Source organism: Pseudomonas sp. LRF_L74, assembly GCF_965644255.1.
GTDB lineage: Bacteria > Pseudomonadota > Gammaproteobacteria > Pseudomonadales > Pseudomonadaceae > Aquipseudomonas.
Window position 1 is genome coordinate 100,107 of sequence record NZ_CBFFRH010000006.1, and the last position, 22,646, is coordinate 122,752.

At 64.0% G+C, this 22,646-nt stretch carries 24 protein-coding genes; 9 read left to right on the forward strand and 15 right to left on the reverse strand.

Features of this window, described 5'->3' with window-relative positions:
- Positions 1 to 112: 112 nt before the first annotated feature.
- The 4 genes from ACSZPK_RS16300 (at position 113) to mdoH (ending at position 6,102) form a co-directional block, all read left to right on the forward strand.
- On the forward strand, positions 113 to 1,075 hold the full coding sequence (locus ACSZPK_RS16300; protein WP_437882521.1) for an amino acid ABC transporter permease: 963 nt from the start codon (positions 113 to 115) through the stop codon (positions 1,073 to 1,075).
- Positions 1,068 to 1,802, forward strand: a complete 735-nt coding sequence (locus ACSZPK_RS16305; RefSeq protein WP_437882522.1) for an amino acid ABC transporter ATP-binding protein — start codon at positions 1,068 to 1,070, stop codon at positions 1,800 to 1,802. Before ACSZPK_RS16300 ends, ACSZPK_RS16305 begins: the two co-directional genes overlap by 8 nt.
- Before the next feature lie 210 nt (positions 1,803 to 2,012).
- Complete coding sequence (locus ACSZPK_RS16310; RefSeq protein WP_437882523.1) at positions 2,013 to 3,554, forward strand: glucan biosynthesis protein G; 1,542 nt, start codon at positions 2,013 to 2,015, stop codon at positions 3,552 to 3,554.
- A complete protein-coding gene (gene mdoH / locus ACSZPK_RS16315) occupies positions 3,547 to 6,102 on the forward strand; it encodes a glucans biosynthesis glucosyltransferase MdoH (RefSeq protein ID WP_437882524.1) in 2,556 nt (851 codons plus the stop codon). Before ACSZPK_RS16310 ends, mdoH begins: the two co-directional genes overlap by 8 nt.
- 108 nt (positions 6,103 to 6,210) lie before the next feature.
- Here mdoH and ACSZPK_RS16320 read toward each other — a convergent pair whose 3' ends face one another.
- The 10 genes from ACSZPK_RS16320 to ubiE all read right to left on the reverse strand — a co-directional run bounded on the left by ACSZPK_RS16320 (position 6,211) and on the right by ubiE (position 12,835).
- Complete coding sequence (locus ACSZPK_RS16320) at positions 6,211 to 6,705, reverse strand: UPF0158 family protein (protein ID WP_437882525.1); 495 nt, start codon at positions 6,703 to 6,705, stop codon at positions 6,211 to 6,213.
- A gap of 103 nt (positions 6,706 to 6,808) precedes the next feature.
- Positions 6,809 to 7,516, reverse strand: a complete 708-nt coding sequence (locus ACSZPK_RS16325; RefSeq protein ID WP_437882526.1) for a 16S rRNA (uracil(1498)-N(3))-methyltransferase — start codon at positions 7,514 to 7,516, stop codon at positions 6,809 to 6,811.
- Entirely contained in the window at positions 7,513 to 8,289 is a 777-nt protein-coding gene (tatC, locus tag ACSZPK_RS16330) for a twin-arginine translocase subunit TatC (protein WP_437882527.1), read from the reverse strand. The genes ACSZPK_RS16325 and tatC overlap by 4 nt, the downstream gene beginning before the upstream one ends.
- The gene (gene tatB / locus ACSZPK_RS16335; RefSeq protein WP_437882528.1) at positions 8,286 to 8,714 is read right to left on the reverse strand and encodes a Sec-independent protein translocase protein TatB; all 429 of its coding nucleotides are present in this window, start codon (positions 8,712 to 8,714) and stop codon (positions 8,286 to 8,288) included. Before tatB ends, tatC begins: the two co-directional genes overlap by 4 nt.
- A 78-nt stretch (positions 8,715 to 8,792) precedes the next feature.
- Entirely contained in the window at positions 8,793 to 9,038 is a 246-nt protein-coding gene (locus ACSZPK_RS16340; protein ID WP_437882529.1) for a twin-arginine translocase TatA/TatE family subunit, read from the reverse strand.
- Between the two features lie 25 nt (positions 9,039 to 9,063).
- Positions 9,064 to 9,399, reverse strand: a complete 336-nt coding sequence (locus ACSZPK_RS16345; protein WP_437882530.1) for a phosphoribosyl-ATP diphosphatase — start codon at positions 9,397 to 9,399, stop codon at positions 9,064 to 9,066.
- Positions 9,392 to 9,793, reverse strand: coding sequence for a phosphoribosyl-AMP cyclohydrolase (gene hisI, locus ACSZPK_RS16350; RefSeq protein WP_437882531.1), 402 nt, complete (start codon positions 9,791 to 9,793; stop codon positions 9,392 to 9,394). The genes ACSZPK_RS16345 and hisI overlap by 8 nt, the downstream gene beginning before the upstream one ends.
- A gap of 71 nt (positions 9,794 to 9,864) precedes the next feature.
- Positions 9,865 to 11,460: a ubiquinone biosynthesis regulatory protein kinase UbiB gene (gene ubiB / locus ACSZPK_RS16355; RefSeq protein WP_437882532.1), complete on the reverse strand. Its 1,596-nt coding sequence runs from the start codon at positions 11,458 to 11,460 to the stop codon at positions 9,865 to 9,867.
- Positions 11,457 to 12,065, reverse strand: coding sequence for a ubiquinone biosynthesis accessory factor UbiJ (locus ACSZPK_RS16360; RefSeq protein ID WP_437882533.1), 609 nt, complete (start codon positions 12,063 to 12,065; stop codon positions 11,457 to 11,459). The genes ubiB and ACSZPK_RS16360 overlap by 4 nt, the downstream gene beginning before the upstream one ends.
- Positions 12,065 to 12,835 (reverse strand): bifunctional demethylmenaquinone methyltransferase/2-methoxy-6-polyprenyl-1,4-benzoquinol methylase UbiE, encoded by a 771-nt coding sequence (gene ubiE, locus ACSZPK_RS16365; protein WP_437882534.1) that lies wholly within the window; start codon positions 12,833 to 12,835, stop codon positions 12,065 to 12,067. The genes ACSZPK_RS16360 and ubiE overlap by 1 nt, the downstream gene beginning before the upstream one ends.
- Positions 12,836 to 13,000: 165 nt before the next feature.
- On the opposite strand from ubiE, the gene ACSZPK_RS16370 reads away from it, so the two are divergent.
- The 3 genes from ACSZPK_RS16370 (at position 13,001) to ACSZPK_RS16380 (ending at position 14,751) form a co-directional block, all read left to right on the forward strand.
- Complete coding sequence (locus ACSZPK_RS16370; protein WP_437882535.1) at positions 13,001 to 13,279, forward strand: polyhydroxyalkanoic acid system family protein; 279 nt, start codon at positions 13,001 to 13,003, stop codon at positions 13,277 to 13,279.
- Positions 13,280 to 13,463: 184 nt separating this feature from the next.
- On the forward strand, positions 13,464 to 13,880 hold the full coding sequence (locus ACSZPK_RS16375; RefSeq protein WP_437882536.1) for a phasin family protein: 417 nt from the start codon (positions 13,464 to 13,466) through the stop codon (positions 13,878 to 13,880).
- 10 nt (positions 13,881 to 13,890) lie between these two features.
- The gene (locus ACSZPK_RS16380; protein ID WP_437882866.1) at positions 13,891 to 14,751 is read left to right on the forward strand and encodes a phasin family protein; all 861 of its coding nucleotides are present in this window, start codon (positions 13,891 to 13,893) and stop codon (positions 14,749 to 14,751) included.
- A gap of 51 nt (positions 14,752 to 14,802) precedes the next feature.
- Here the strand turns inward: ACSZPK_RS16380 and ACSZPK_RS16385 are convergent, their stop codons facing one another.
- From ACSZPK_RS16385 to phaC (ACSZPK_RS16400), 4 genes are all read right to left on the reverse strand, one after another.
- Complete coding sequence (locus ACSZPK_RS16385; protein ID WP_437882537.1) at positions 14,803 to 15,417, reverse strand: TetR/AcrR family transcriptional regulator; 615 nt, start codon at positions 15,415 to 15,417, stop codon at positions 14,803 to 14,805.
- A 23-nt stretch (positions 15,418 to 15,440) separates the two neighbouring features.
- A complete protein-coding gene (gene phaC / locus ACSZPK_RS16390) occupies positions 15,441 to 17,126 on the reverse strand; it encodes a class II poly(R)-hydroxyalkanoic acid synthase (RefSeq protein WP_437882538.1) in 1,686 nt (561 codons plus the stop codon).
- A 123-nt stretch (positions 17,127 to 17,249) separates the two neighbouring features.
- Entirely contained in the window at positions 17,250 to 18,107 is an 858-nt protein-coding gene (phaZ, locus tag ACSZPK_RS16395; RefSeq protein ID WP_437882539.1) for a poly(3-hydroxyalkanoate) depolymerase, read from the reverse strand.
- A 101-nt stretch (positions 18,108 to 18,208) separates the two neighbouring features.
- The gene (phaC, locus tag ACSZPK_RS16400; RefSeq protein WP_437882540.1) at positions 18,209 to 19,903 is read right to left on the reverse strand and encodes a class II poly(R)-hydroxyalkanoic acid synthase; all 1,695 of its coding nucleotides are present in this window, start codon (positions 19,901 to 19,903) and stop codon (positions 18,209 to 18,211) included.
- A 387-nt stretch (positions 19,904 to 20,290) separates the two neighbouring features.
- Between phaC (ACSZPK_RS16400) and tesB the strand changes: the two genes are divergently transcribed.
- The gene (gene tesB / locus ACSZPK_RS16405; RefSeq protein ID WP_437882541.1) at positions 20,291 to 21,160 is read left to right on the forward strand and encodes an acyl-CoA thioesterase II; all 870 of its coding nucleotides are present in this window, start codon (positions 20,291 to 20,293) and stop codon (positions 21,158 to 21,160) included.
- A complete protein-coding gene (locus tag ACSZPK_RS16410; RefSeq protein WP_437882542.1) occupies positions 21,157 to 21,747 on the forward strand; it encodes an HAD family hydrolase in 591 nt (196 codons plus the stop codon). Before tesB ends, ACSZPK_RS16410 begins: the two co-directional genes overlap by 4 nt.
- A gap of 5 nt (positions 21,748 to 21,752) precedes the next feature.
- On the opposite strand, the gene ypfJ is transcribed toward ACSZPK_RS16410, so the two are convergent.
- Positions 21,753 to 22,637 (reverse strand): KPN_02809 family neutral zinc metallopeptidase, encoded by an 885-nt coding sequence (gene ypfJ, locus ACSZPK_RS16415; protein WP_437882543.1) that lies wholly within the window; start codon positions 22,635 to 22,637, stop codon positions 21,753 to 21,755.
- Between the last annotated feature and the right edge of the window lie 9 nt (positions 22,638 to 22,646).

Here is a 22,646-nt window from a genome sequence, read left to right on the forward strand (position 1 = left end):
GTCGCAAGCCACAAGGCGGAAGGCTGCCCCCTTCAAGCTGCAAGTCGTAGGGACGAGCCCGGAACCAGGCTCGTCCCTGCCTTCAACGGCATGGCCGTGAGCGTGACCCATAGTGATTAGAAAACATCGCCGTACCTGGCCCTGGCACATAGTGACCGGTTTGATCCTGGTCATCGCTGCCTATGGGCTCTGGTATTCCAGCACCCTGATTTCCTACGAGTGGCGCTGGAATCGTGTGCCCCAGTATTTCGCCTATCACGCTGAAGAGGCCCAGCGCGCTGCCGATTTCGGTCGTGTCGAGAGCATCGGCGAGCAGGATGGCCAAGCGAAGGTGATCCTGCTTGGCGACAGCGCGGGCGAGCAGGCCTTACTGGTCGAGCGCGACAGCCTGCAGGTGGCGGAGGGCGACGATGTTGCCGAGGGCGATGTGGTTGGCGTGACCCGTCACTGGCAGGCAGGCCCGCTGCTGTGGGGGCTGTGGACCACCCTGTGGATTTCCGTGCTGGCCGGCGCCTTCGGCCTGGTCATCGGTCTGGCGACCGGGCTTTGCCGCCTGTCGAAGAACCCGACCCTGCGCGACGTGTCCGGCATCTATGTCGAACTGGTGCGCGGCACGCCGCTGCTGGTGCAACTGTTCATCTTCTATTTCTTCATCGGCACCGTGCTCAACCTGTCCCGCGAGTTCGCCGGGGTGGCTGCGCTGGCGCTGTTCACCGGCGCCTACGTGGGCGAAATCGTCCGCGCGGGCGTGCAGTCGATCACCCGTGGCCAGGACGAGGCGGCGCGTTCGCTGGGGCTGTCGGCTGGCCAGTCGATGCGCCATGTGATCCTGCCGCAGGCGTTCCGGCGTGTATTGCCACCCCTGGCCGGGCAGTTCATCAGCCTGGTCAAGGACACTTCGCTGGTTTCGGTGATCGCCATCACCGAACTGACCAAGAGCGGCCGCGAAGCGATCACCACCTCGTTCTCCACCTTCGAGATCTGGTTCTGCGTGGCGGGGCTTTACCTGCTGATCAACCTGCCGCTGTCGCGTATCGCCAGCCGCCTGGAAAAGAGGCTCGGGAAAAGTGATTGAAGTGCGCAACCTGATCAAGGTGTTCGACGCCCAGGGCCATGAGGTGCGTGCCGTCGATGACGTCAGTACCACGGTCAAGCGCGGCGAAGTGGTGGTGGTGATCGGTCCGTCCGGTTCCGGCAAGTCGACCTTCCTGCGTTGCCTCAATGGCCTCGAACAGCTGGATTCCGGCTCGGTGAGTATCGATGGCGTCGACCTGGCCAATCCGAAAACCGACATTAATGCCTATCGTCGTGAGGTCGGCATGGTGTTCCAGCATTTCAATCTTTTCCCGCACATGACCGTGCTGGAGAATCTGTGCCTGGCGCAGAAGGTCGTGCGCAAGCGCGGCAAGGCCGAGCGCGAAGAAAAGGCGCGGGCGCTGCTGGCCAAGGTCGGCATCGGCCAGAAGGCCGGCGAATATCCATCGCGCCTGTCCGGTGGCCAGCAGCAACGCGTGGCGATTGCCCGGGCGTTGTGCATGGAACCCAAGGTGATGCTGTTCGACGAGCCGACGTCGGCGCTCGACCCGGAAATGGTCGGCGAAGTGCTCGATGTGATGAAGCAGTTGGCGGTCGAAGGCATGACCATGGTGTGTGTGACCCACGAAATGGGTTTTGCCCGCGAAGTGGCCGATCGTGTGCTGTTCTTCGATCATGGCAAGTTGCTCGAAGACGCCTCTCCAGAGGATTTTTTCACCCTGCCGCAGGATGTGCGCGCGCAGAGTTTTCTGCGTCAGGTATTGTGATGTGCGTGAAGCGGAGCGCGGCCTGAAGCCGTGTCCTGCGTTTGCTTCACTTCAGCTGTTTGCGGACTGAGTCCGGTTTTTCCGGGGAATCATTGCGACATGCTGGGGTCGTTGTATGGGTTGCCGCGCCAGCCGCGGCTCGTTGAAATCCAATGATCAGAAGGGAATTACGTGCGCTTTCAAGCCGTTCCATCAGCCTTTTTGTCCAACATGCTTCGCCCTGTCATGCTGGGCGCAGTGCTGTTCGCCTCCTTCTCGGCGACCCAGGTGTACGCGTTCAGCATCGATGATGTGGCGGCGAAAGCGAAGAAACTGGCTGGCGAAAATTACGAGCCGGCGCAGAGCAATCTGCCCAAGTCCTTGCGCGAACTGAAGTTCGGCGAGTACCAGCAGATTCACTTCCGCGCCGACAAGGCGTTCTGGTCCGACCTGGATACACCCTTCAAGCTTGGTTTCTATCACCAGGGCATGCAGTTCAGCTCGGCGGTGCGCCTGAACGAAGTCACTGCGACCTCGGTCAAGGAGATCAAGTACGACCCGGCGCTGTTCGATTTCGGCGACCTCAAGCTCGATCACAGCCCCGAGGCGCTCAAGGAAATCGGCTACGCCGGCTTCAAGGTGATCTACCCGATCAACGCGGCGGGCAAGCAGGACGAGATTATGTCCATGCTCGGTGCCAGCTACTTCCGGGTGATCGGCAAGGGCCAGACCTACGGCCTCTCCGCGCGCGGCCTGGCGATCGATACGGCGCTGCCGTCCGGCGAGGAGTTTCCCAGCTTTCGCGAGTTCTGGATCGAGCGTCCGAACAAGGGCGACAAGCACCTGACCATCTACGCGCTGCTCGACTCGCCGCGGGCCACCGGTGCCTATCGTTTCATCCTGCGTCCGGGCGACGATGCCGTGGTCGACGTCAAGGCCCAGGTGTTCCTGCGTGAGGCGGTCAACCGTCTGGGCATCGCCCCGCTGACCAGCATGTACCTGTTCGGCTCCAACCAGCCGTCGCCGGTGGAAAACTTCCGCCCCGAACTGCACGACTCCGATGGCCTGGCGATCCATGCCGGTAACGACGAGTGGCTCTGGCGCCCGCTGAACAACCCCAAGCGCCTCTCCGTCAGCGCCTTCTCCGTGGAAAACCCGAAAGGCTTCGGCCTGCTCCAGCGCGCCCACGAATTCAGTCGCTACGAAGACCTCGACGACCGCTACGACCTGCGCCCGAGCGCCTGGATCGAGCCCAAGGGGGAATGGGGCAAGGGCCAGGTGCAACTGGTCGAGATCCCGACCCGGGACGAGACCAACGACAACATCGTCGCCTTCTGGACCCCCGAGAAGCTGCCCGCGCCTGGCGAGCCGCTGAAACTGGCCTATCGTCAGCACTGGACGATCAATGAGCCGGCGCTGCATTCCAATGACAACGCCTGGGTCATGCAGACCCGCCGTTTCCCGGGTGAAGTGCGCCAGTCCAACCTGATCCGCGAGACCGACGGCAGCATCGGCCTGCTGGTCGACTTCGTCGGCCCGGCCATGGCCAAGCTGCCAGCCGATACGGCGGTCAATACCCAGGTCAGCATGGGCGGCAACGGCGAGATCGTGGAAAACCGCGCGCGCTACAACCCGGCGACCAAGGGCTGGCGCCTGATTCTGCGGTTCAAGGTGAAGAATCCGGCCGAGCCGCTGGAAATGCGCGCGGCACTGACCAGCGATGGCAAGGCCATCAGCGAAACCTGGAGCTATCAGATTCCTGCCGATGAATAAAATCACCGATTCCGCTGCGGCCGGGGCCGCCTACCGTGAACAGCTCGGCCTGGTCGAGCTGGACGGCGATACAGAAGGCGACAGTGACGTACTGCTGGGGGGGCTGGCCAATCGCGGGCGCTTGAATGGCGCCACCGGCGAAGCCGCGCTGGACTCGGTCGGCAAGCGCCTGGAGCTGGGTTGGCCGGATCTGAAAGAGGAGGCGCTGGTCCAGGACTCCGGGCAGCGTGTCTGCCTCAAGGCCGTGCCTCCGGTGAAACGCACGCGCATGCTGCCCGAACCCTGGGCGACCAACCCGCTGGTACGGGGCTGGCACCACCTGTTCGGCGGCAAGAAAAAACATGAGCGCCCGCCCGTGGAGGCGGACGAGTCCGCGCACTGGCGCAAGGTCGGCGCGTTCCGCCGCTTCATCCTGTTGCTGTTGATGCTGGCCCAGACCGGCGTGGCGACCTGGTACATGATCAAGCTCCTGCCCTACCAGGGCTGGGGCCTGGTCGATCTGGACGAAGTGCTGGAGCAACACTGGCTGGATTCGGTGCAGCAGGTTTTGCCCTATGTCTTGCAGACCAGCATCCTGATCCTGTTCTCGCTGCTCTGCTGCTGGGTCGCCGCCGGATTCTGGACCGCCTTGATGGGCTTCTGGGAATTGATGAGCGGGCGCGACAAGTACGCCATTTCCTACAGCATCAAGGGCGACGAAGTGATCGCCGCCGAGGCGCGTACCGCCCTGGTGATGCCGATCTGTAACGAAGACGTCGCCCGGGTGTTCGCCGGTCTGCGTGCGACCTACGACTCGGTCAAGGCCACCGGCCAGCTCGAACGCTTCGACTTCTTCATCCTCAGCGACAGCAACCAGCCGGACGTCTGTGTCGCCGAGCAGCAGGCCTGGCTGGACCTGTGCCGCGAAGTCGATGGTTTCGGCCACGTGTTCTATCGTCGGCGCCGGCGTCGGGTGAAGCGCAAGAGCGGCAACATCGACGATTTCTGCCGCCGCTGGGGCGGCGATTACCGCTACATGGTCGTGCTCGACGCCGACAGTGTGATGAGCGGCGAATGCCTGACCAACCTGGTGCGCATCATGGAAGCCAACCCGACCGCCGGGATCGTGCAGACCGCGCCCAAGGCTTCGGGCATGGACACGCTGTATGCGCGCATGCAGCAGTACGCCACGCGGGTCTACGGCCCGTTGTTCACCGCTGGCCTGCATTTCTGGCAGTTGGGCGAATCCCACTACTGGGGGCACAACGCGATCATCCGCATGAAGCCGTTCATCGAGCACTGCGCCCTGGCGCCGTTGCCGGGCAAGGGCTCGTTCGCCGGGGCGATCCTCTCCCACGACTTCGTCGAGGCCGCATTGATGCGCCGTGCCGGCTGGGGCGTATGGATCGCCTACGACCTGCCGGGCAGCTACGAAGAGTTGCCGCCCAACCTGCTCGATGAACTCAAGCGCGACCGGCGCTGGTGCCACGGTAACCTGATGAACTTCCGCCTGTTCCTGGTCAAGGGCATGCACCCGGTGCACCGCGCGGTGTTCCTCACCGGTGTGATGTCCTACCTGTCGGCGCCGTTGTGGTTCCTGTTCCTGGTGCTGTCGACCGCGCTGCTGGCGGTGCATCAGTTGATGGAGCCGCAGTACTTCCTGCAACCTCGGCAGTTGTTCCCGCTGTGGCCGCAATGGAAGCCGGAAGAAGCCATCGCGCTGTTCTCCACCACCATGTTCATGCTGTTCTTCCCCAAGCTGCTCAGCGTGTTGCTGATCTGCGTAAAAGGCGCCAAGGCATATGGCGGTCGCCTGCGTGTGCTGTTGTCGATGCTGCTCGAGGCCCTGTTCTCGATGTTGCTGGCACCGGTGCGCATGGTGTTCCACACCCTCTTCGTCACGGCGGCATTCCTCGGCTGGGAAGCCCAGTGGAAGTCGCCGCAACGTGACGACGATGCCACGCCGTGGAGCGAGGCGATCCGTCGCCATGGCTTCCAGACCCTTCTGGGGATCAGCTGGACCGCTCTGGTGGCCTGGTTGAATCCCAATTTCCTCTGGTGGCTCGCGCCCATCGTCGGCTCATTGACGCTGTCGATCCCGGTCTCGGTGTTTTCCAGTCGCCGTCGCCCAGGCCTGGCTGCTCGCGATGCCAGGTTGTTCCTCATTCCCGAGGAATACGATGTGCCCAAGGAACTCAGCAATACCGATGCGCACAACGAGCACAATCGCGAGATCGCCCTGCAGAAAGGCTTCATCAAGGCGGTGGTGAACCCGCGCCTGAATGCCCTGGCCTGCGCCATGGGTACCGCTCGGCACGCAAGCAGCGCGCTGATCGAGAAAGAGCGCCAGGCGCAGGTGGACAAGGCGCTGGAAGTCGGCCCAACGGGGCTGGACGACAAGCGCCGGCTGTTCCTGCTCAGTGACCCGGTGGCGCTGTCGCGCCTGCATGCCGCGGTATGGCGCAACCGTGTACCGGCCTGGCTGGAGAGCCCGTGGTCCATCGAGCGTACTGCCGCTGTGCCCGTGCACACGGCCGATTCGTTGGCCAAGCCTCAGGCTGCGCTCTGACCACCGGCTGGCTGCCTTGAAAAACGGCCTCCGCCAGGGCTATCTGGCGGAGGCCGTTTTGTTTGGGCTGCGGACAAGCGCTTTTATCGATGGGCGAAGGCCCTGGGGTCAAAGGCGCTGCGCTTCGCCCTTCAACAAGCGCCGGAGGATATCTCGCGGAATTCCCGACGTGTCGCCGAGGGCCGGACCGCTGCCGGGTTCTATTCCCTGTTCCTGGAGCCAGCCCAGGGCCAGTTCCCGCAGATAGAGGCTCGCATGCGCCTTCCAGGCGGCATGGGCCGAAGGGAAGCGCTCCAACTGATAGTCGAAGGTTTTCAGCGGCCGGCGCCCATCGAGCGCATGGCTCAGCACCCTGTGGGCGTGGGGATCGTCGAGGCTGTAGAGGAAGTCGGTACGCATCGCCAGGCGCTCCTCGACGTCCAGTGCTTCGATGAGCTGGTAGCGTTGCGGCTCGACCTGGGATTTGCTGGTTTCACCCGGGCTGGGATCCTGCGGGGCGACGCGCAGGATGGCGCCGCTTTGCAGGTCGAGGTAATGGTCGTCGCTGTCATATCCGTCGAGCGCCTGTTCGAGCTGCTCGATATCGATGGTCAGGTGGCGCATGGCATTCGGACCTCCCCTCGTCACTCAAGACTCTGACGGCGAAATATGACGAATGCTCAATCAATCGTCATGGCGCTGCGCGCGACAGGGTCCGGGTCGCTTTTCAGAACAGGCGCGCCAGCAAGGCCGGCACGGCCGTCTCGACACGCAGGATGCGCTCGCCCAGTTGTACCGGATTCAGGCCCGCTTCGGCGAGTTTTTCCACTTCGTAGGGAATCCAGCCGCCTTCCGGTCCGATGGCCAGGGTTACCGCCTGGCCTACTGTGCGCGGGCACTCCGGATAATCGCCGGGATGGCCAACCAGGCCCAGGGTATCGGCCGCAAGGGCGGGCAGGCGATCCTCGACGAAGGGCTTGAAGCGCTTTTCGATGATCACTTCCGGCAGGTGGGTATCGCGAGCTTGCTCGAGGCCGAGGATCAATTGCTCGCGAATGGCTTCGGGCTCAAGGAAGGGCGTTTGCCAGAAGCTTTTCTCGACCCGGTAGCTGTTGAGCAGGATCAGGCGTGGCACGCCCATGGCACTGACGGTCTGCAACACCCGGCGCAGCATCTTCGGCCTTGGCAGGGCGAGCAGCAGGGTGATCGGCAGCTTGGCCGGCGGCGCCTGGTCGAAGGTGACCCGCAGCTCGGCGTGTCGTGCATCCAGGGCCAGCAGTTCGCCGCTGCCCATCAGGCCGCCCAGCCGGCCGACGCGCAGGCTGTCGCCAGTCTCCAGGCGATGCACGTCGAGCATGTGCCGCAGGCGCCGTCCTGCGAGGACGACGCGATCCGCCGCGACGAAGTCGGCATCTTCCAGCAGCAGCAGGTTCACGGCAGGGGCGCGGGTGGTTGATCCGAATGTTCTTGTGCCTCGCGGGGCTTCTTCACCAAGGCGCCACACAACAGGCCGACCTCGAACAGCAGCCACATCGGCACGGCGAGCAGGGTCTGGGAGAAGATGTCCGGCGGGGTGAGGATCATGCCGACCACGAAGCAGCCGACGACCACGTAGGGCCGGGCACGCTTGAGCATGGCGACGTCGACGATGCCGACCCACAGCAGCAGGAAGGTCGCCACCGGGATCTCGAAGGCCACGCCGAAGGCGAAGAACAAGGTCAGGACGAAATCCAGGTACTCGTTGATGTCGGTCATCATCGCCACGCCATCGGGGGTGGCGCTGGCGAAGAAGTGGAACATCAGCGGGAAGACGAAGAAGTAGGCGAAGGCCATGCCGCCGTAGAACAGCACGATGCTGGAGATCAGCAATGGCACGGCGATGCGTTTTTCATGGCGGTACAGACCCGGCGCGATGAAGCCCCAGGCCTGGTGCAGGATGATCGGGATGGCCAGGAAGAAGGCGCACCAGGCGGTCAGCTTGAATGGCGTGAGGAACGGTGAGGCGACCCCGGTGGCGATCATCGTCGCGCCGGCCGGCAGGTAGGCGCGCAGCGGCGCCGAGACCAGGGTGTAGATGTCCTGGGCGAAGTAGAACAGGCCGCCGAACACCAGCAGCACGGCGACTACGCAGCGCAGCAGGCGCGAGCGCAGCTCGGTGAGGTGCGCGACCAGTGGCATCTCGGCGTCTTGATCGTGATCCTGGTTCATGGCTGGCGCGGTGGTTCCTGGGTGGGTTGTTGCGGCAGTTCTTGCACGGGCGGTTGAGGGCTCGATTGCTTGGGCGCGGTCGGTTCGAGCGCTGCGTCTGGCTGGTTGGGCCGCTCTTGCGCGAGTGGCTCGGCTACGGGCGATGCAATGGGAGCCTCTGGCGTTGTGCTGGCGCTCGTGGGCGCTTGCAGCGACTGGCGCAGCTCGCGTTCCATTTCCAGGATGCGTTCGTTGTGCAACTGCCGACGAATCTCGTCGGCGCCCAGCTCGCGCTCGACTTCCATCTTGATCGCATTGAAGCTGCGCTTGAGGCGGCCGATCCACAGGCCGGCGGTCCGCGCAGCGCCAGGCAGCTTCTCGGGGCCGAAGACGATGAGCGCCACCAGGCCGACCAGCAGCAGCTCGGAAAAACCGATGCCGAACATCAGCGTGTTCTCGTATTGACGCGGCCAGCCCGTTCTCGCGCTGGCCGGTGGATGGAAAGATTCACCGGGTGACTGCTGTCAGTCCTTGCGCGCCGGTTCCGCGGCGCGTTGCGCCTGGGCGTCGATGGTCTGTGGCTTGTGCAGTTGGTCCGGGTTGGCAGGCGCCGGCTCGGCGGGTTTCTCGTCATCGGTGTTCATTGCCTTGCGGAAACCCTTGATGGTTTCGCCAAGGTCGGAGCCCAGGTTCTTCAGACGCTTGGTGCCGAACACCAGCACGACGACGATGAGGATGACGATCCAGTGTTTCCAGTCAAAGATGCCCATGTGGCAAGTCCTCGCAACAATCAGTTCATTCGGTGGTGGAGCGCGCCGCTTTCTCGGCATGCCCGGACAGGCCGAAACGGCGGTCCAGTTCATCCAGAACGGCCTGGGGGTGCTGGCCGAGGGCGGCGAGCATGACCAGGCTGTGGAACCAGAGGTCGGCGGTCTCGTAGATCAGGTCGCTGCTGTCACCGCTCTGAGCGGCATCCTTGGCGGCCAGGATGGTCTCGATCGATTCTTCGCCGACCTTTTCCAGAATCTTGTTCAGCCCCTTGTGGTACAGGCTGGCGACATAGGAGCTATCGGGTGCCGCACCTTTGCGGGCCTCCAGTACCTCTGCCAGGCGAGAAAGAGTATCACTCATGGCTGTGCCCCGTGTGGTAAATGGCGTCAGGGTCCTTGAGCACGCTGTCGACGACCTTCCAGCCGCCGTTGTCCCAGACCCGGTAGAAGCAGCTCTCGCGCCCGGTATGGCAGGCGATGCCGCCTACCTGCTCGACCAGCAGCACGATGACATCGGCGTCGCAGTCCAGGCGCAGCTCATGCAGATGTTGTACGTGACCGGATTCCTCGCCCTTGCGCCACAGTTTGCCGCGCGAGCGCGACCAGTAGATGGCGCGCTGCTCGCTGGCGGTGAGCGCCAGGGCTTCGCGGTTCATCCAGGCCATCATCAGGATGCGCCCGGTCTTGTGATCCTGGGCGATGGCCGGCACCAGGCCGTCTTCGTTCCAGTTGATTTCGTCGAGCCAGTCTTTCATTTCATGTTCCACAACGAGTCGCGGTGACGCGGATTCAGGGCGGCTAGTTTGCCAGTGCCTCCCGCCAAGGGCTATCGGCGCAGGACCAGATACAGACCGCCGGCCAGCAGCAGCCAGCTTGGCCAGGCCTCCATATGGCCGTTCAGGCCGAGGCTGGCGGCGCCGAGCAGCAGGCCCGCGCCAATCAGTCGCAGCAGCCAGTGGTCGCCGCGCTCGCGCCAGGGCGGTGCCGGATCGTGGGCGTGGGGCTGGCTGGCGCGTTCGAGCAGGTCGCGGGTCATGGTCGCCAGGTGCGGCACCTGTTCGACCTGGCTTTGCAGGTTGCTCAGCAGGCTGCGCGGGCTGACGCGTTCACGCATCCAGCGTTCGAGATAGGGCTGGGCGGTGCTCCACAGGTCCAGCTCGGGATAGAGCTGGCGGCCGAGGCCTTCGATGTTGAGCAGGGTCTTTTGCAGCAGCACGAGTTGCGGTTGCACTTCCATGTTGAAGCGCCGTGCGGTCTGGAACAGGCGCAGCAGCAGTTGGCCGAAGGAGATGTCCTTCAGCGGCTTCTCGAAGATCGGTTCGCAGACGGTGCGGATCGCCGCTTCGAAATCGTTGACCCGGGTTTCCGCCGGCACCCAGCCGGAGTCGATGTGCAGTTGCGCGACCTTGCGGTAGTCGCGCTTGAAGAACGCCAGCAGGTTGCGCGCCAGGTAGTCCTGGTCCTCGGGCGTGAGGCTGCCGACGATGCCACAGTCCACCGCGATGTACTGCGGGCTCCAGGGCGTGCGGGTGCTGACGAAGATGTTGCCGGGGTGCATGTCGGCGTGGAAGAAGCTGTCGCGGAACACTTGGGTGAAGAAGATTTCCACACCGCGCTCGGCCAGCAGTTTCATGTTGGTGCGCTGGTCGGCCAGCACCTCCAGGTCGGTCACCGGCACGCCGTAGATGCGCTCCATGACCAGCACCTTGGGGCGGCACCAGTCCCAGTGGATCTGCGGTACGTAGAGCAGCTCCGAACCCTCGAAGTTGCGCCGCAACTGGCTGGCATTGGCCGCCTCGCGCAGCAGGTCGAGTTCGTCGTAGATGGTCTTCTCGTAGTCCTGCACCACTTCGACCGGACGCAGGCGCCGGGCGTCGGCGGACGCGCGTTCGGCCACGCGAGCGATGATGAACAGCCAGGCCAGGTCGGAGCGGATGATCGGGCGCAGGCCTGGGCGCACGACCTTGACCACGACCTCTTCGCCCGTCTTCAGGCGGGCGGCGTGGACCTGGGCCACCGAGGCCGAAGCCAGCGGTTCGACCTCGAAATGGGCGAAGGCCGAGGCGATGGAGGTGCCGAGCTGTTCCTCGATCAGGGCGATGGATTGTTCGGCGGGAAAGGGCGGCACCTGATCCTGGAGGAAGGCCAGCTCGTCGGCGATATCCGGAGGCAGCAGGTCGCGGCGGGTCGAGAGCAACTGGCCGAACTTGATGAAGATCGGCCCCAGGTCCTGCAGCGCCAGGCGCAAGGCCGCGCCACGGTTCAACTCGCTCTTGCCACGCGGCAGCCAGCGCCAGGGCAGGAGGAATCGGCTCAGGCGCAACCAGACCGGCAGGGGCAGATCGAGCAGCAGATCGTCCAGGCGGTAGCGGATGACGACGCGCAGAATGCGCAACAGGCGGCGGGCGGCAAGCAGCTTCATGCTGATGGATTTACCTTGCGGGCGAGGTTGGCGACGCGCGCGTCGAGGCGGTCGAGGGCCAGTTTCAGGCGGTCCAGCTCGGCGAAACGGGCTTCAGCCTCGCGGCGGCCGACCAACAGGCGCGATTCCTCGGCGAGATAATCGGCCAGGTTGTCGCGCAGGCTGTCGAGGTTGTCGCGGGTCCAGTTGAAGCGGCTGCGCAGGTGTCCGCTGAGCAACTGGCTGGCGACCGGGCCGAGCCACTGCGAGACTTCGAACTCCCAGTCCAGCTCCAGGTCCTGGAGGATCGCCGCGAGGTCGAGCAGGGCGGCGCTGTCGCCTTCGAGTTCCACTTCCGGCTCATGCAGCACGGCAGTCTTGTGCTTGCCCAGGGCCAGGCGCAGCAGACTGGCATTCGGTGCGCGCAAGGTGCAGTCGGCATGCTCCCAGTGGCTGGCCAGGCGCAAGCCCTCCGCGCTGGGCAGCAGGTACAGCGAGAATGCCGATGCCTCGATCCGGATCACCTTGCCTTGCAGGCGGGCGAGGCGTGGCAGGGCGGTGCTGTCCATGCGCAGCACCCGGTCGAGGCCATGTTCCGCCGTCGCCAGCAGCGCCTGGCTGAACATCAGGGCTTGATGCCCCGGTGCAGGGCGACGATGCCGCCGGTCATGTTGTGGTAGGTGACGCGTTCGAAGCCGGCTTCGAGCATCATCGCCTTCAACGTGTCCTGATCCGGGTGCATGCGGATCGATTCGGCCAGGTAGCGGTAGCTGTCGGCGTCGTTGGTGATCAGCTTGCCCATCAGCGGCATGAAGGCGAACGAGTAGGTGTCGTAGGCCTTGGACAGCAGCGGGTTGGCCGGTTTGGAGAACTCCAGCACCAGCAGGCGGCCGCCCGGCTTGAGCACGCGCAGCATGGAGCGCAGGGCATCTTCCTTGTGGGTGACGTTGCGCAGGCCGAAGGCGATGGTGACCACGTCGAAGTGGTTGTCCGGGAACGGCAGCTTTTCCGCGTCGGCCTGGACGAATACCACGTTGCCGGCCACGCCTTTGTCGAGCAGGCGATCACGGCCGACCTTGAGCATCGAGTCGTTGATGTCGGCCAGTACCACCTGGCCCGTCGCGCCGACGATGCTGGAGAACTTGCGGGTCAGGTCGCCAGTGCCGCCGGCGATATCCAGCACCCGGTTGCCCGAGCGCACGCCCGACAGCTCGATGGTGAAGCGCTTCCACAGGCGGTGCATGCCGCCGGAGAGCAGGTCGTTCATCAGGTCGTACTTGGCGGCGACCGAGTGGAATACCTCGGCGACCTTCTCGGCCTTCTTGCTTTCAGGCACGTCCTGGAAGCCGAAGTGCGTGGTCGGCTCGTGGTCCTGGGTCTTGCGCGGATCGTTCATGTCGCGTTCACCTGAATCGAAGTGACGGGCATTTTAAACCGAAAAGCCCGCCGCGGGCGTAAGGTCTGTTTCCCTTTCGGCGCGGCCTTGCCGAAACGGGAACAGAGCCTGGGCGAGTTCTTGCTATAGTCGCGCGACATCTGGACGCGCAGGAGACGCGCAGGCATGGCTCGCATTAGCGTTGAACGAACCCATTCCCTTGGCCACGAGGCCGCTCGCGAGAAGGCCCAGGCCTTGGCCGACCGCCTGGCCAGCGAATACGACGTGAAATACCAGTGGAGCGGCGACACCATCGAGTTCAAGCGCGGCGGCGTCGACGGCAGTATCGCCGTTGGTGCCAGCGACGTGCGTGTCGAGGTCAACCTCGGCATGTTGCTGTCGGCGATGAGCGGTCCGATCAAGCGCGAGATCGAAAAGACCCTGGACAAGCATTTGCAGGCTTGAGGGCGGCTGTCCCGGGCGCTGTTGACGGTTCGTGCAAGCCGAAGGGAGGGGGCGGCTCCGCACACAAGCTGGCGCCGTCGCGGCCGTGACGAAATGCCAACAGCCCTTAGTATGCGATTTCTAATTTTCCCGACTACCTTCGCTGTCAGTTCCTTCATTTCACAGAAAACCGAGGATGATTGCCATGGCCAAGGTTGCCGTAAGGAAGAACGCCGTCAACGAAAGCAAGGCGCTACTGACCGATGTCAAGTCCTATGCCCACCGGGTATGGCTTGCTGGCCTCGGCGCCTACGTGAAGGCCGGCCAGGAAGGTACCGATTATTTTCGCGAACTGGTCAAGACCGGTGAACGTGTCGAGAAGCAGAGTAAACGTCTGGTCGATTCGCGGGTCGAAGCTGCTAACGGCCAGTTGCGGGAGCAGGTCAGGAGTATCCGGTCGGGTGTCGGCGAACGTCTCGAAAAGATTGAAAAAGCCTTCGATGACCGTGTCGCCGCCGGGCTCAACCGTCTGGGTATTCCCTCCCGGCAGGACGTTGAGGCACTCTCTGCTAAGCTGGACGAGTTGAACGAGTTGCTTGAGCGCGCGGCGCGAACCCATTAAGGAGAGCAGGATGGCTGTCAAGAAACCGACCGCGGCAAAGCCCGTGGAAAAGAAAGCGACTGCAGTGAAGAAAGAATCCTCTTCTTGGATCGGCGAGATCGAAAAGTACTCGCGTCAGATTTGGCTGGCTGGCCTCGGGGCCTATTCGAAGGTCAGCAAGGATGGCGCCAAGCTGTTCGATGGCCTGGTGAAGGATGGCGAGAAAGCCGAGAAGGAAGCCAAGACCGAAGCGGGCAAGCAGGCCGGTGCGGTCAAGTCGAGCGTCGGCTCGGCCAAGCTCAAGGTCGATGAGGTCAAGGGCAAGGCCCTCGGCAAGTGGGGCGAGCTCGAGGAGGCTTTCGACAAGCGCCTCAATAACGCGATTTCCCGCTTGGGCGTGCCCAGCCGTAACGAAGTGAAATCGCTGGAAGGCAAGGTCGACGCCCTGACCAGGCAGATCGAAAAACTGACCGGCCTCTCTGCCGAGCCAGCGCCTAAAGCCGCTGCGAAGACGGCTGCCAAGGCGACTACGGCAAAACCTGTGGCGAAGGCAGCGCCGAAAGCCGCGGCCAAACCGGCTGCCAAGCCAGCAGCCAAAACCGCAGCCGCCAAGCCAGCGCCGAAGCCTGCCGCCAAACCGGCAGCGGTCAAGGCGGCGGCCAAGCCTGCCACCAAGGCCGCGGCAAAACCTGCGGCCAAGGCTGCTCCGAAAGCGGCGGCCAAGCCGGCCAGCAAACCTGCCGTGAAAAAACCGGCAAGCAAACCTGCCGCGAAACCCGCCGCGGCCAAGCCGGCCGCTTCCGCTACGAGCACGGCCACGGCCACGGCTGCGCCAGCAGCCACTGTGGCAGCGACGCCAAGCGCAGCAGGCTCGCCGTCCACTCAGTCCTGATTGGTTCGACGTGTGATGAAAGCGCCCGGCCTCGTGCCGGGCGTTTTGCTATCAGGCGCTCAGGTAGCCTTGGGCGAGGTGTTCGGCGGCCGTGCGCGCACGGTCTTCCATGTGCGGTGTGACCAGCATCATCACCTGGTAGACGACCTGGCTGACCCTGGCCTCCAGACCGAGGATGCGCTGGTAGTCGAGGGAGAACAGCAGGGTCAGGGTGATCTGTTCGACCAGTTGCCCCATGGCCTGGGTATCGCTGTGCAGGTAGCCTCTCTTTTTCAGGCGCACGAGGAGTTCGGCCAGGGTGCGCTTGAGCTGGTTGAGCCAGTTGCGGATCGCTCGCGCGAGCTTGGGCAGGCGCCCGGCCAGGTTGGACAGGTCCTGGAATAGAAAGCGGTATTGCTCCAGGCGCTCGACGATCAGGTTGAGGAACAGCCAATGCTCCTCGATGCCCAGTCGGATCTCGTTCGGCGGGTCGAGCAGGGGCGCCATCTCGCTCTGGAAGCGTTCCAGCAGCGCCATGGTCAGCGGTTCCTTGCCGTGGAAGTGGTAGTAAAGATTACCGGGGCTGATGCCCATCTCCGTGGCGATTTCCAGGGTCGAGACATTGGGCTCGCCCTGCTGGTTGAACAGGGCCAGGGCACATTCGAGTATGCGGTCGCGAGTCTTCATGCCGTGCCCTTCCTCCTGCCGTTTCAGCGTACGTGGACGTAGGTGCCGGGAGCGGCCTCCTGCGCAGGGAACTTGCTGTTGCCGACCTTGCGCACGGTTGGCTGCTGCTCGCCGGAACGTTCCTGGATCCAGGCCAGCCAGTGTGGCCACCAACTGCCTTCCTGCTTTTGCGCGTCGTAGTACCAGGCGCGATGGTCGCGGCTGAACTTGTCGTTTTCGAGGAAGTTGGCCTTGGGGTTGCCGGGCGGGTTGAGAATGCTCTGGATGTGGCCGCTGTTGGAGAGCACGAAGCGCTTGTCGCCACCGAGCAGCAGCATCGAGCGATAGACCGAGTCCCAGGGCGTGATGTGGTCGTTGATGCCGGCCACGTTGAAACTGTCGACGCCGACCTTGGATAGGTCGATCGGCGTGCCGCACACCTCCATGCCGCCCGGGCGGGTCAGCGGGTTGTGCTTGAACAGGTCGAGCAGGTCGCCGTGCATCGCCGCAGGCAGGCGGGTGTTGTCGTTGTTCCAGAACAGGATGTCGAAGGCCGGTGGCTGCTTGCCCATCAGATAGTTGTTGACCCAGTAGTTCCACACCAGGTCGTTGGGGCGCATCCAGGCGAACACCCGGGCCATGTCGCGGCCGTCGAGGACGCCGCGCTGGTAGGAGCGGCGCTTGGCCGACTCCAGGGTCTGTTCATCGGCGAACAGCATCGCCGGGCTGTCGACCTGGCTGTCCATGAGGCTGACCAGGTAGGTCGAGCAACCGACCTTGCGCAGTTGCCGGCGGGCCTGCAGGTGGCCTTGCAGGGCCGCGATAGTGAGGCCGCCAGCGCAGGCGCCGAGCAGGTTGACGTCCTTGCTGCCGGTGATCGCACGGCACACGCCCATGGCTTCCTCGGCCGCCTGCACGTAGCTTGAAAGGCCCCATTCGCGGTGGCGTCCGTCCGGGTTGCGCCAACTGATCATGAAGGTCTGCAAGCCGTTCTTCAGGCAGTACTGCAGGAAGCTCTTTTCCGGGCTCAGGTCGAAGATATAGAACTTGTTGATCTGCGGCGGCACGATCAATAGCGGCTTGACGTACTGCTTCTCGCTCATGGGTTTGTAGTGCAGCAGCTCGAACATCTCGTTGCGGTAGATCACCGAGCCCGGCGTGTTGGCCAGGTTGCGCCCCACTTCGAAGTCGCGGCGGCTGACCTGGCGGGGCATGCCGTTGTTGTTCACCAGGTCGTCGAGCATGTGCCGGACGCCACGCAGCAGGCTGGTGCCGCCACTGTTGAACAGCTCCTTGACCGCCAGCGGGTTGAGCAGGGTGTTGCTTGGCGAGAGGGCATCGTTGAGCAACGAGAACAGGAAGTGCGCGCGGATGCGGTCGTCTTCCGACAGGTCGCTCTCGTCGATCCAGGCCTTCAGGTGTTTCTGCCAGGCGAGATAGGCTTGCAGGGTGCGGCTGTAGAACGGATTGAGCTGCCAGGTCGGATCGCTGAAGCGGCTGTCTTTCGGGTTGGGCTGGTGCGGCGTGTCGCCGAGCAGGACCCGGCCGAGCTGGCCGCCGAAGGCGAGCAGGTGGCGGGCGCTGTGCATCGGCTGGCGAGCGCTCTGCAGCGTCAGGGTGCGCAGGGTCGACAGCAGGTTGCGGCCCTGGCCACCGATCACCGCGCTTTGCGCACTCATGAAGTTCGAGGGCACCGGCATCGCGCCGGGGGTGTCGTTCTTGTCGCGCATGGTCTGCTCCGTTCGTCGAGCCGTCATCCATTGACGGTAAGGCCTGTACCTGGCGCGCCGGGCTGAGTACCGGACTGCCGCGCAATGAACTGTCCGCCCACCTGGGCGGGAAACGCGTTTGCTTCAGTGGCTGCGCATGGGCGCGGCCTGCGGGTGCATCACGGCGCGGTGCCGTTCTTCTTCGAGAAACTTCATGATGATCGGCGCGACGGCTTCGGCGCGGGTCACGAGGAACAGGTGACCGTCGTCGATCACGTGCAGTTCCGCGTTGGGGATGCGCCAGGCCAGCACGCGCATGTTGATCAGCGGAATGATCGGGTCGTCGTCGCCGGCGAGCACCAGGGTGGGCTGCCTGATCTTGTGCAGCCAGTGCATGCTGGTCCAGCCGAGACCGGCGAACAGTTGCCAGTAGTAGCCCATCTTGCCGCCCGAGCGGACCTTGCTGGCATGCGCCAGGGCCAGCTTCGGGTCGCGGCGGAAGGCACCGCCATAGATGTCCGGGGCGATGTGCACGCCATAGGATGGCTGGATGTAGCGTCGCGGGCTGGCCATGCGCCAGAGCACGCGGGGCTTGCCCGGGACCATGATGGCGCCGGCCGAGGTGGCGGCGAGCACCAGCTTCTTGCAGCGCTCCGGGTAGTCATGGGCGAACTGCTGGGCCAGGGCGCCGCCCCAGGACACGCCGATCGCGTTGACCTGGCCGTAGTCGAGGTAATCGAGCATGCGTGCGGCCAGTTTGGCCAGGCCGGGAAAACGGTAGGGCACGCTGGGCGTCGACGAACCGCCGACGCCGGGCACGTCGAAGGCGATCACCTCCAGGTCCGGGTCGAGAGCCTGGACGAAGGGCATCACCAGTTCGAGGTTGGCGCCGATGCCGTTGAAGATCAGCAAGGGCGTGAGCACGCCCGAGCCTGGACGCACGGCGGTGCGGATGGTCTGTCCGTCCAGGTCGATGGTGCGGAACGCGAAAGGTTGCGGCATGCGCTGAGCCCTGTGTTCTGGTGCCGTTCGAAGCGTGGTGAAAGTACCGTTGTCGATGGCGCGTCTGCCGCCATGTCGCAGCGTTAAAGGTATAGGTCGTTTCAGCGTTCGTGCACGTAGGTGCCAGGAGCCGCCTCGCTTGCGAGGTGGGTCTTGTTGCCCAGTTTGGCTGGGGCCTTCTTCATTTTTCCGGAACGTTCGGCCAGCCACTTCTGCCAGTGCAGCCACCAGGAGTCGGCGTGCTTGCTGGCGCCTTCCTGCCAGGCCTTGGCGGTGCGCACCTGGTCTTCTGGCTGCGGCTCGCTGTTGGTCGAATAGCGCGCCTTGGGGTTGCCGGGCGGATTGAGGATGCTCTGGATATGGCCGCTGTTGGACAGCACGAACTCGACCTTGCCACCGAACAGCAGCGACGACCTGTAGCAGGACTCCCAGGGCGTGATGTGGTCGGTGGCGCCGGCCAGGCAGAAGATGTCGCAGGTCACCTGCCTGAGGTCGATCGGCGTGCCACAGACCTCCAGGGCATTGGCGCGGGTGAGCGGGTTGGTCTGGAACAGGTCGATCAGGTCGCCATGGAAGGCGGCCGGCAGGCGCGTGGTGTCGTTGTTCCAGTAGAGGATGTCGAACACCGGCGGTTCGTTGCCGAGCAAGTAGTTATTGACCCAGTAGTTCCACACCAGGTCATTGGGGCGCATCCAGGCGAACACCTTGGCCATGTCTTTGCCTTCCAGCACGCCGGCCTGGTAGGAACGGCGCTTGGCGCTTTCCAGGGTTTCTTCGTCGATGAACAGCGAGACCTGGGTATCGAGCCGGGTGTCGAGCACGCTGACCAGCAGGGTCAGCGCATGCACCTTGGTTTCGCCGAGGGCCGCATAGTGGCCGAGCAGCGAGGCGGTGGTGATGCCGCCGGAGCAGGCGCCGAGCAGGTTGAGGTCTTTGCTGCCGGTAATCGCCAGGACCACGTCGATCGCCTGCTTGAGCGCTTCGATATAGGTGGACAGGCCCCATTCGCGCTGGGCCTTGGTCGGGTTGCGCCAGCTGACCACGAAGGTCTGCACGCCGTTGCGCAGCAGGAAGCGCGCCACGCTCTTTTCCGGCGACAGGTCGAAGACGTAGAACTTGTTGATCTGTGGCGGCACCACCAGCAGCGGCCGCTCATGCACCTGCTCGGTGACCGGGCCGTACTGGATCAGTTCGAGCAGGTCGTTACGGTAGACCACCGCGCCTTCGGTGATCGCCAGGTTCTTGCCGACCTCGAAGGCATCCATGTTGACCTGGCTGGGCATGCCGCCGTTCTGCACGATGTCCTTGGCCAGGTGGGCGAGGCCGTCGAGCAGGCTCTTGCCGCCGGTCTCGAAGAAGCGCTTGACCGCTGCCGGGTTGGCCATGCTGTTGCTCGGGGCGAAGGCCTCGGTCATCAGGCTGATGACGAAGTGGCCACGGCTGATGTCCTGGGCATTGAGGTTGGCTTCTTCGATCCACTCGTGCAGTTCGTTGCGCCAGGCGAGATAGAGTTGCAGATAGCGGCGGTAGAGCGGGTTCTGGCTCCAGGCCGGATCGTTGAAGCGGCGATCGCCTTCCGCAGGTCGCAGCACCGTCTGGCCGAGCAGGACCTTCTTCACTTCCAGGGCGAAACGGGCCGTGTGCCTGGCGCTGTGAAAGGGCTGCTTGATCGCCTGGCCGAGCACCATGCGGGCAGTCGCCAGGAGATCCTTGCCGCGAAGACCGATTACCGGATTCAGGCCCAGGGTGTTTTCCGAGGCTTGACGCTGCAGGTCTTCGTAGTTCTTTTGAGACATTCACGACGCTCCATTGTCCTGAGGCCTGGCGCTGCATCAGCCTCGGGTTACCGGGACGGATCATCTCCGTAGCTACGTGGCGCCTGGCCCGAGCGTCCGATCTCCCTCGGCGAGTGGAGATCGGGAGTCGCTGCCGAGCCAACTGCATGCAACCTACAGGCACTTGGTTACCTGAGTTCGCGCGCGCGCGCAAGTTCAGCGATACACGGTCTATAGATGATGGAGACTAGTCGATTTCTCCCGCTGTCATTGGCGCACGGGGCGCGGGGGCCGGACGCTGCGTTCGAACCCGGAAAAACAGCGATGTTTGCACGAGACAGCCGACAGTGGCGCGCAAAGCCTTTACCATTCGCTGCATGCCTGATGTGTGCCCGAAGGAGGGTCTGTATGAGCCAAGTGCTGGATGATCTGGTCGCGTTGCTGAGCATGGAGCAGATCGAAGAGAACCTGTTCCGCGGCCGGAGCCAGGACCTTGGCTTTCGCCAGTTGTTCGGTGGCCAGGTCCTTGGTCAATGCGTGTCGGCGGCCAACCAGACTGTGGAAGAGAACCGCCATGTGCATTCCCTGCACGGTTATTTTTTGCGCCCCGGCGATGCCAGCCTGCCGGTGGTCTACCAGGTTGACCGGGTGCGCGACGGCGGCAGCTTCAGCACCCGCCGGGTGACGGCGGTGCAGAAGGGGCAGCAGATATTCACCTGCAGCGCGTCGTTCCAGCATGACGAAGGCGGCTTTCATCACCAGGTGCCGATGCCCGATGTGCCAGGTCCGGAGAACCTGGCATCCGAGACCGACCTGGCACGACAGGTCGCGGCGCTGATTCCCGAACGTATCCGCGACCTGATGACCAGCGACAAGCCCATCGAAATCCGCCCGGTGACCAGCGTCAATCCGTTCGCTCCCGAGCCGGCCGAGCCGATCAAGTACGTCTGGTTCAAAGCTGCTGGTGAGCTGCCGGACGAGCCACAACTGCACAAGCTGCTGTTGGCCTATGCCAGCGATTTCAACCTGCTGACCACCGCGCTGCTGCCGCATGGGGTCTCGGTGTTCCAGAAGTTCATGCAGGTCGCCAGCCTCGATCATTCGCTGTGGTACCACGCCAACCTGCGCATGGACGACTGGCTGCTCTACGCCATGGACAGTCCCTGGGCGGGCAACGCGCGCGGCTTTTCCCGGGCGAGCATCTTCAACCGCTCCGGCGAACTGGTGGCTTCGGCCAGCCAGGAAGGCCTGATCCGCCTGCGCGAGGACTGGCAATGAACCTGGCCGCGATCCGCCACTGGGTGTTCGACATGGACGGCACGCTGACCGTTGCCGTGCATGACTTCGCTGCCATCCGCGTGGCCCTGGGCATCCCGCCGGAGGACGACATCCTGCATCACCTGGCGGCACTGCCGGAAGCCGAGGCGCAGGCCAAGCATGCCTGGTTGCTGGAGCATGAGCGGGAGTTGGCAATCGCTGCCCAGGCCGCGTCGGGAGCGGTCGAGCTGGTCAAGACCTTGCATGCACGTGGCCATCGGCTGGGCATCCTGACGCGCAATGCTCACGAGTTGGCGTTGCTGACCCTGGCCGCCATCGGTCTTGGCGGCTGTTTCGCCAGTGAAGATGTGGTCGGCCGCGATGAGGCCGCCCCAAAACCTGATCCGCAAGGATTGCTGAAGCTGGCGGACCTATGGTCAGTCGAGCCACGGCATATGGTGATGGTCGGCGATTACCGTTTCGATCTCGAATGCGCACGAGCCGCCGGTGCGCGCGGCGTGCTGGTGAATCTGCCGGAAAACCCCTGGCCGCAGTTGACGGACGATTTCGCCGTCGACTGCCATGCCTTGTTCCAGCGGCTCGGCTGAGGTTCTCAAAGACTCCTGGCGGAAAAGGTATCGCACTGGCCGACCTGGCCCTGTTCGAAGCCGGTCTTGAACCAGCGGACTCGTTGCTCTGACGTGCCATGGGTGAATGAGTCGGGAACCACGCGTCCCTGTGCCTGGCGCTGCAAGCGGTCGTCACCGATGGCATTGGCGGCGGTCAGCGCTTCTTCCAGGTCGCCCGTCTCCAGCCAGTCCAGGCGCCGCTGAGCATGATGGGCCCAGACCCCGGCCAGGCAGTCGGCCTGCAGTTCCTGGCGCACCAGCAGACCGTTGGCGCCTTCCAGGTGCTGGCCGTTGCGGCGTGCGGCATTGACCTTGTCCGAGACGCCGAGCAGGGTCTGGACGTGGTGACCGACCTCATGGGCGATGACGTAGGCCTGGGCGAAATCGCCGGCCGCGGCATAGCGCTTGGCCAGGTCATCGAAGAATTGCAGGTCGAGGTAGACCCGCTGATCGCCAGGGCAATAGAACGGCCCGACCGCCGAGTCGGCAAAGCCACAGGCGGAACTCACGCCGCCATTGAACAGGATCAGCTTGGGGTCTTGGTACTGGCGGCCGTTGGCCTGGAAAATCTCCCGCCAGGTGTCTTCGGTGTCGCCGAGGATGGCCCGTACGAAGTCACGCTGCGGATCGTCGCCGGCTTGTTGTTGCTGTTGTTGCTGCTGTGAGGCCGATGGCGCTTCATATCCCGCCAGCTGGCTGAGGATATCCAGCGGGTTGGCCCCCATCAGCAGGCTGACCACCACCACCGCGGCCACGCCGCCCAGGCTCAGTCGACCCCCGCCGAGGCGCAGGCCGCCACCACCACTACCACTACTACTGCCGCGTGTGTCTTCCACATTGTCGCTACGTCGTCCACGTTGCCAGCGCATGTATCTTCT

Excerpts from the sequence above, each read along its gene's own strand:
- ACSZPK_RS16340 (WP_437882529.1), bottom strand. The coding sequence starts at position 9,038 with ATGGGCATCTTTGACTGGAAACACTGGATCGTCATCCTCATCGTCGTC.
- ACSZPK_RS16360 (WP_437882533.1), bottom strand. The coding sequence starts at position 12,065 with ATGTTCAGCCAGGCGCTGCTGGCGACGGCGGAACATGGCCTCGACCGG.
- ubiE (WP_437882534.1), bottom strand. The coding sequence starts at position 12,835 with ATGAACGATCCGCGCAAGACCCAGGACCACGAGCCGACCACGCACTTC.
- tesB (WP_437882541.1), top strand. The coding sequence starts at position 20,291 with ATGAGCCAAGTGCTGGATGATCTGGTCGCGTTGCTGAGCATGGAGCAG.
- ACSZPK_RS16410 (WP_437882542.1), top strand. The coding sequence starts at position 21,157 with ATGAACCTGGCCGCGATCCGCCACTGGGTGTTCGACATGGACGGCACG.
- ACSZPK_RS16380 (WP_437882866.1), top strand. The coding sequence starts at position 13,891 with ATGGCTGTCAAGAAACCGACCGCGGCAAAGCCCGTGGAAAAGAAAGCG.
- ACSZPK_RS16310 (WP_437882523.1), top strand. The coding sequence starts at position 2,013 with ATGCTTCGCCCTGTCATGCTGGGCGCAGTGCTGTTCGCCTCCTTCTCG.
- tatB (WP_437882528.1), bottom strand. The coding sequence starts at position 8,714 with ATGTTCGGCATCGGTTTTTCCGAGCTGCTGCTGGTCGGCCTGGTGGCG.
- mdoH (WP_437882524.1), top strand. The coding sequence starts at position 3,547 with ATGAATAAAATCACCGATTCCGCTGCGGCCGGGGCCGCCTACCGTGAA.
- phaC (WP_437882540.1), bottom strand. The coding sequence starts at position 19,903 with ATGTCTCAAAAGAACTACGAAGACCTGCAGCGTCAAGCCTCGGAAAAC.
- ACSZPK_RS16345 (WP_437882530.1), bottom strand. The coding sequence starts at position 9,399 with ATGAGTGATACTCTTTCTCGCCTGGCAGAGGTACTGGAGGCCCGCAAA.
- ypfJ (WP_437882543.1), bottom strand. The coding sequence starts at position 22,637 with ATGCGCTGGCAACGTGGACGACGTAGCGACAATGTGGAAGACACACGC.
- hisI (WP_437882531.1), bottom strand. The coding sequence starts at position 9,793 with ATGAAAGACTGGCTCGACGAAATCAACTGGAACGAAGACGGCCTGGTG.
- phaZ (WP_437882539.1), bottom strand. The coding sequence starts at position 18,107 with ATGCCGCAACCTTTCGCGTTCCGCACCATCGACCTGGACGGACAGACC.
- ubiB (WP_437882532.1), bottom strand. The coding sequence starts at position 11,460 with ATGAAGCTGCTTGCCGCCCGCCGCCTGTTGCGCATTCTGCGCGTCGTC.
- phaC (WP_437882538.1), bottom strand. The coding sequence starts at position 17,126 with ATGCGCGACAAGAACGACACCCCCGGCGCGATGCCGGTGCCCTCGAAC.
- ACSZPK_RS16375 (WP_437882536.1), top strand. The coding sequence starts at position 13,464 with ATGGCCAAGGTTGCCGTAAGGAAGAACGCCGTCAACGAAAGCAAGGCG.
- ACSZPK_RS16320 (WP_437882525.1), bottom strand. The coding sequence starts at position 6,705 with ATGCGCCACCTGACCATCGATATCGAGCAGCTCGAACAGGCGCTCGAC.
- ACSZPK_RS16370 (WP_437882535.1), top strand. The coding sequence starts at position 13,001 with ATGGCTCGCATTAGCGTTGAACGAACCCATTCCCTTGGCCACGAGGCC.
- tatC (WP_437882527.1), bottom strand. The coding sequence starts at position 8,289 with ATGAACCAGGATCACGATCAAGACGCCGAGATGCCACTGGTCGCGCAC.
- ACSZPK_RS16385 (WP_437882537.1), bottom strand. The coding sequence starts at position 15,417 with ATGAAGACTCGCGACCGCATACTCGAATGTGCCCTGGCCCTGTTCAAC.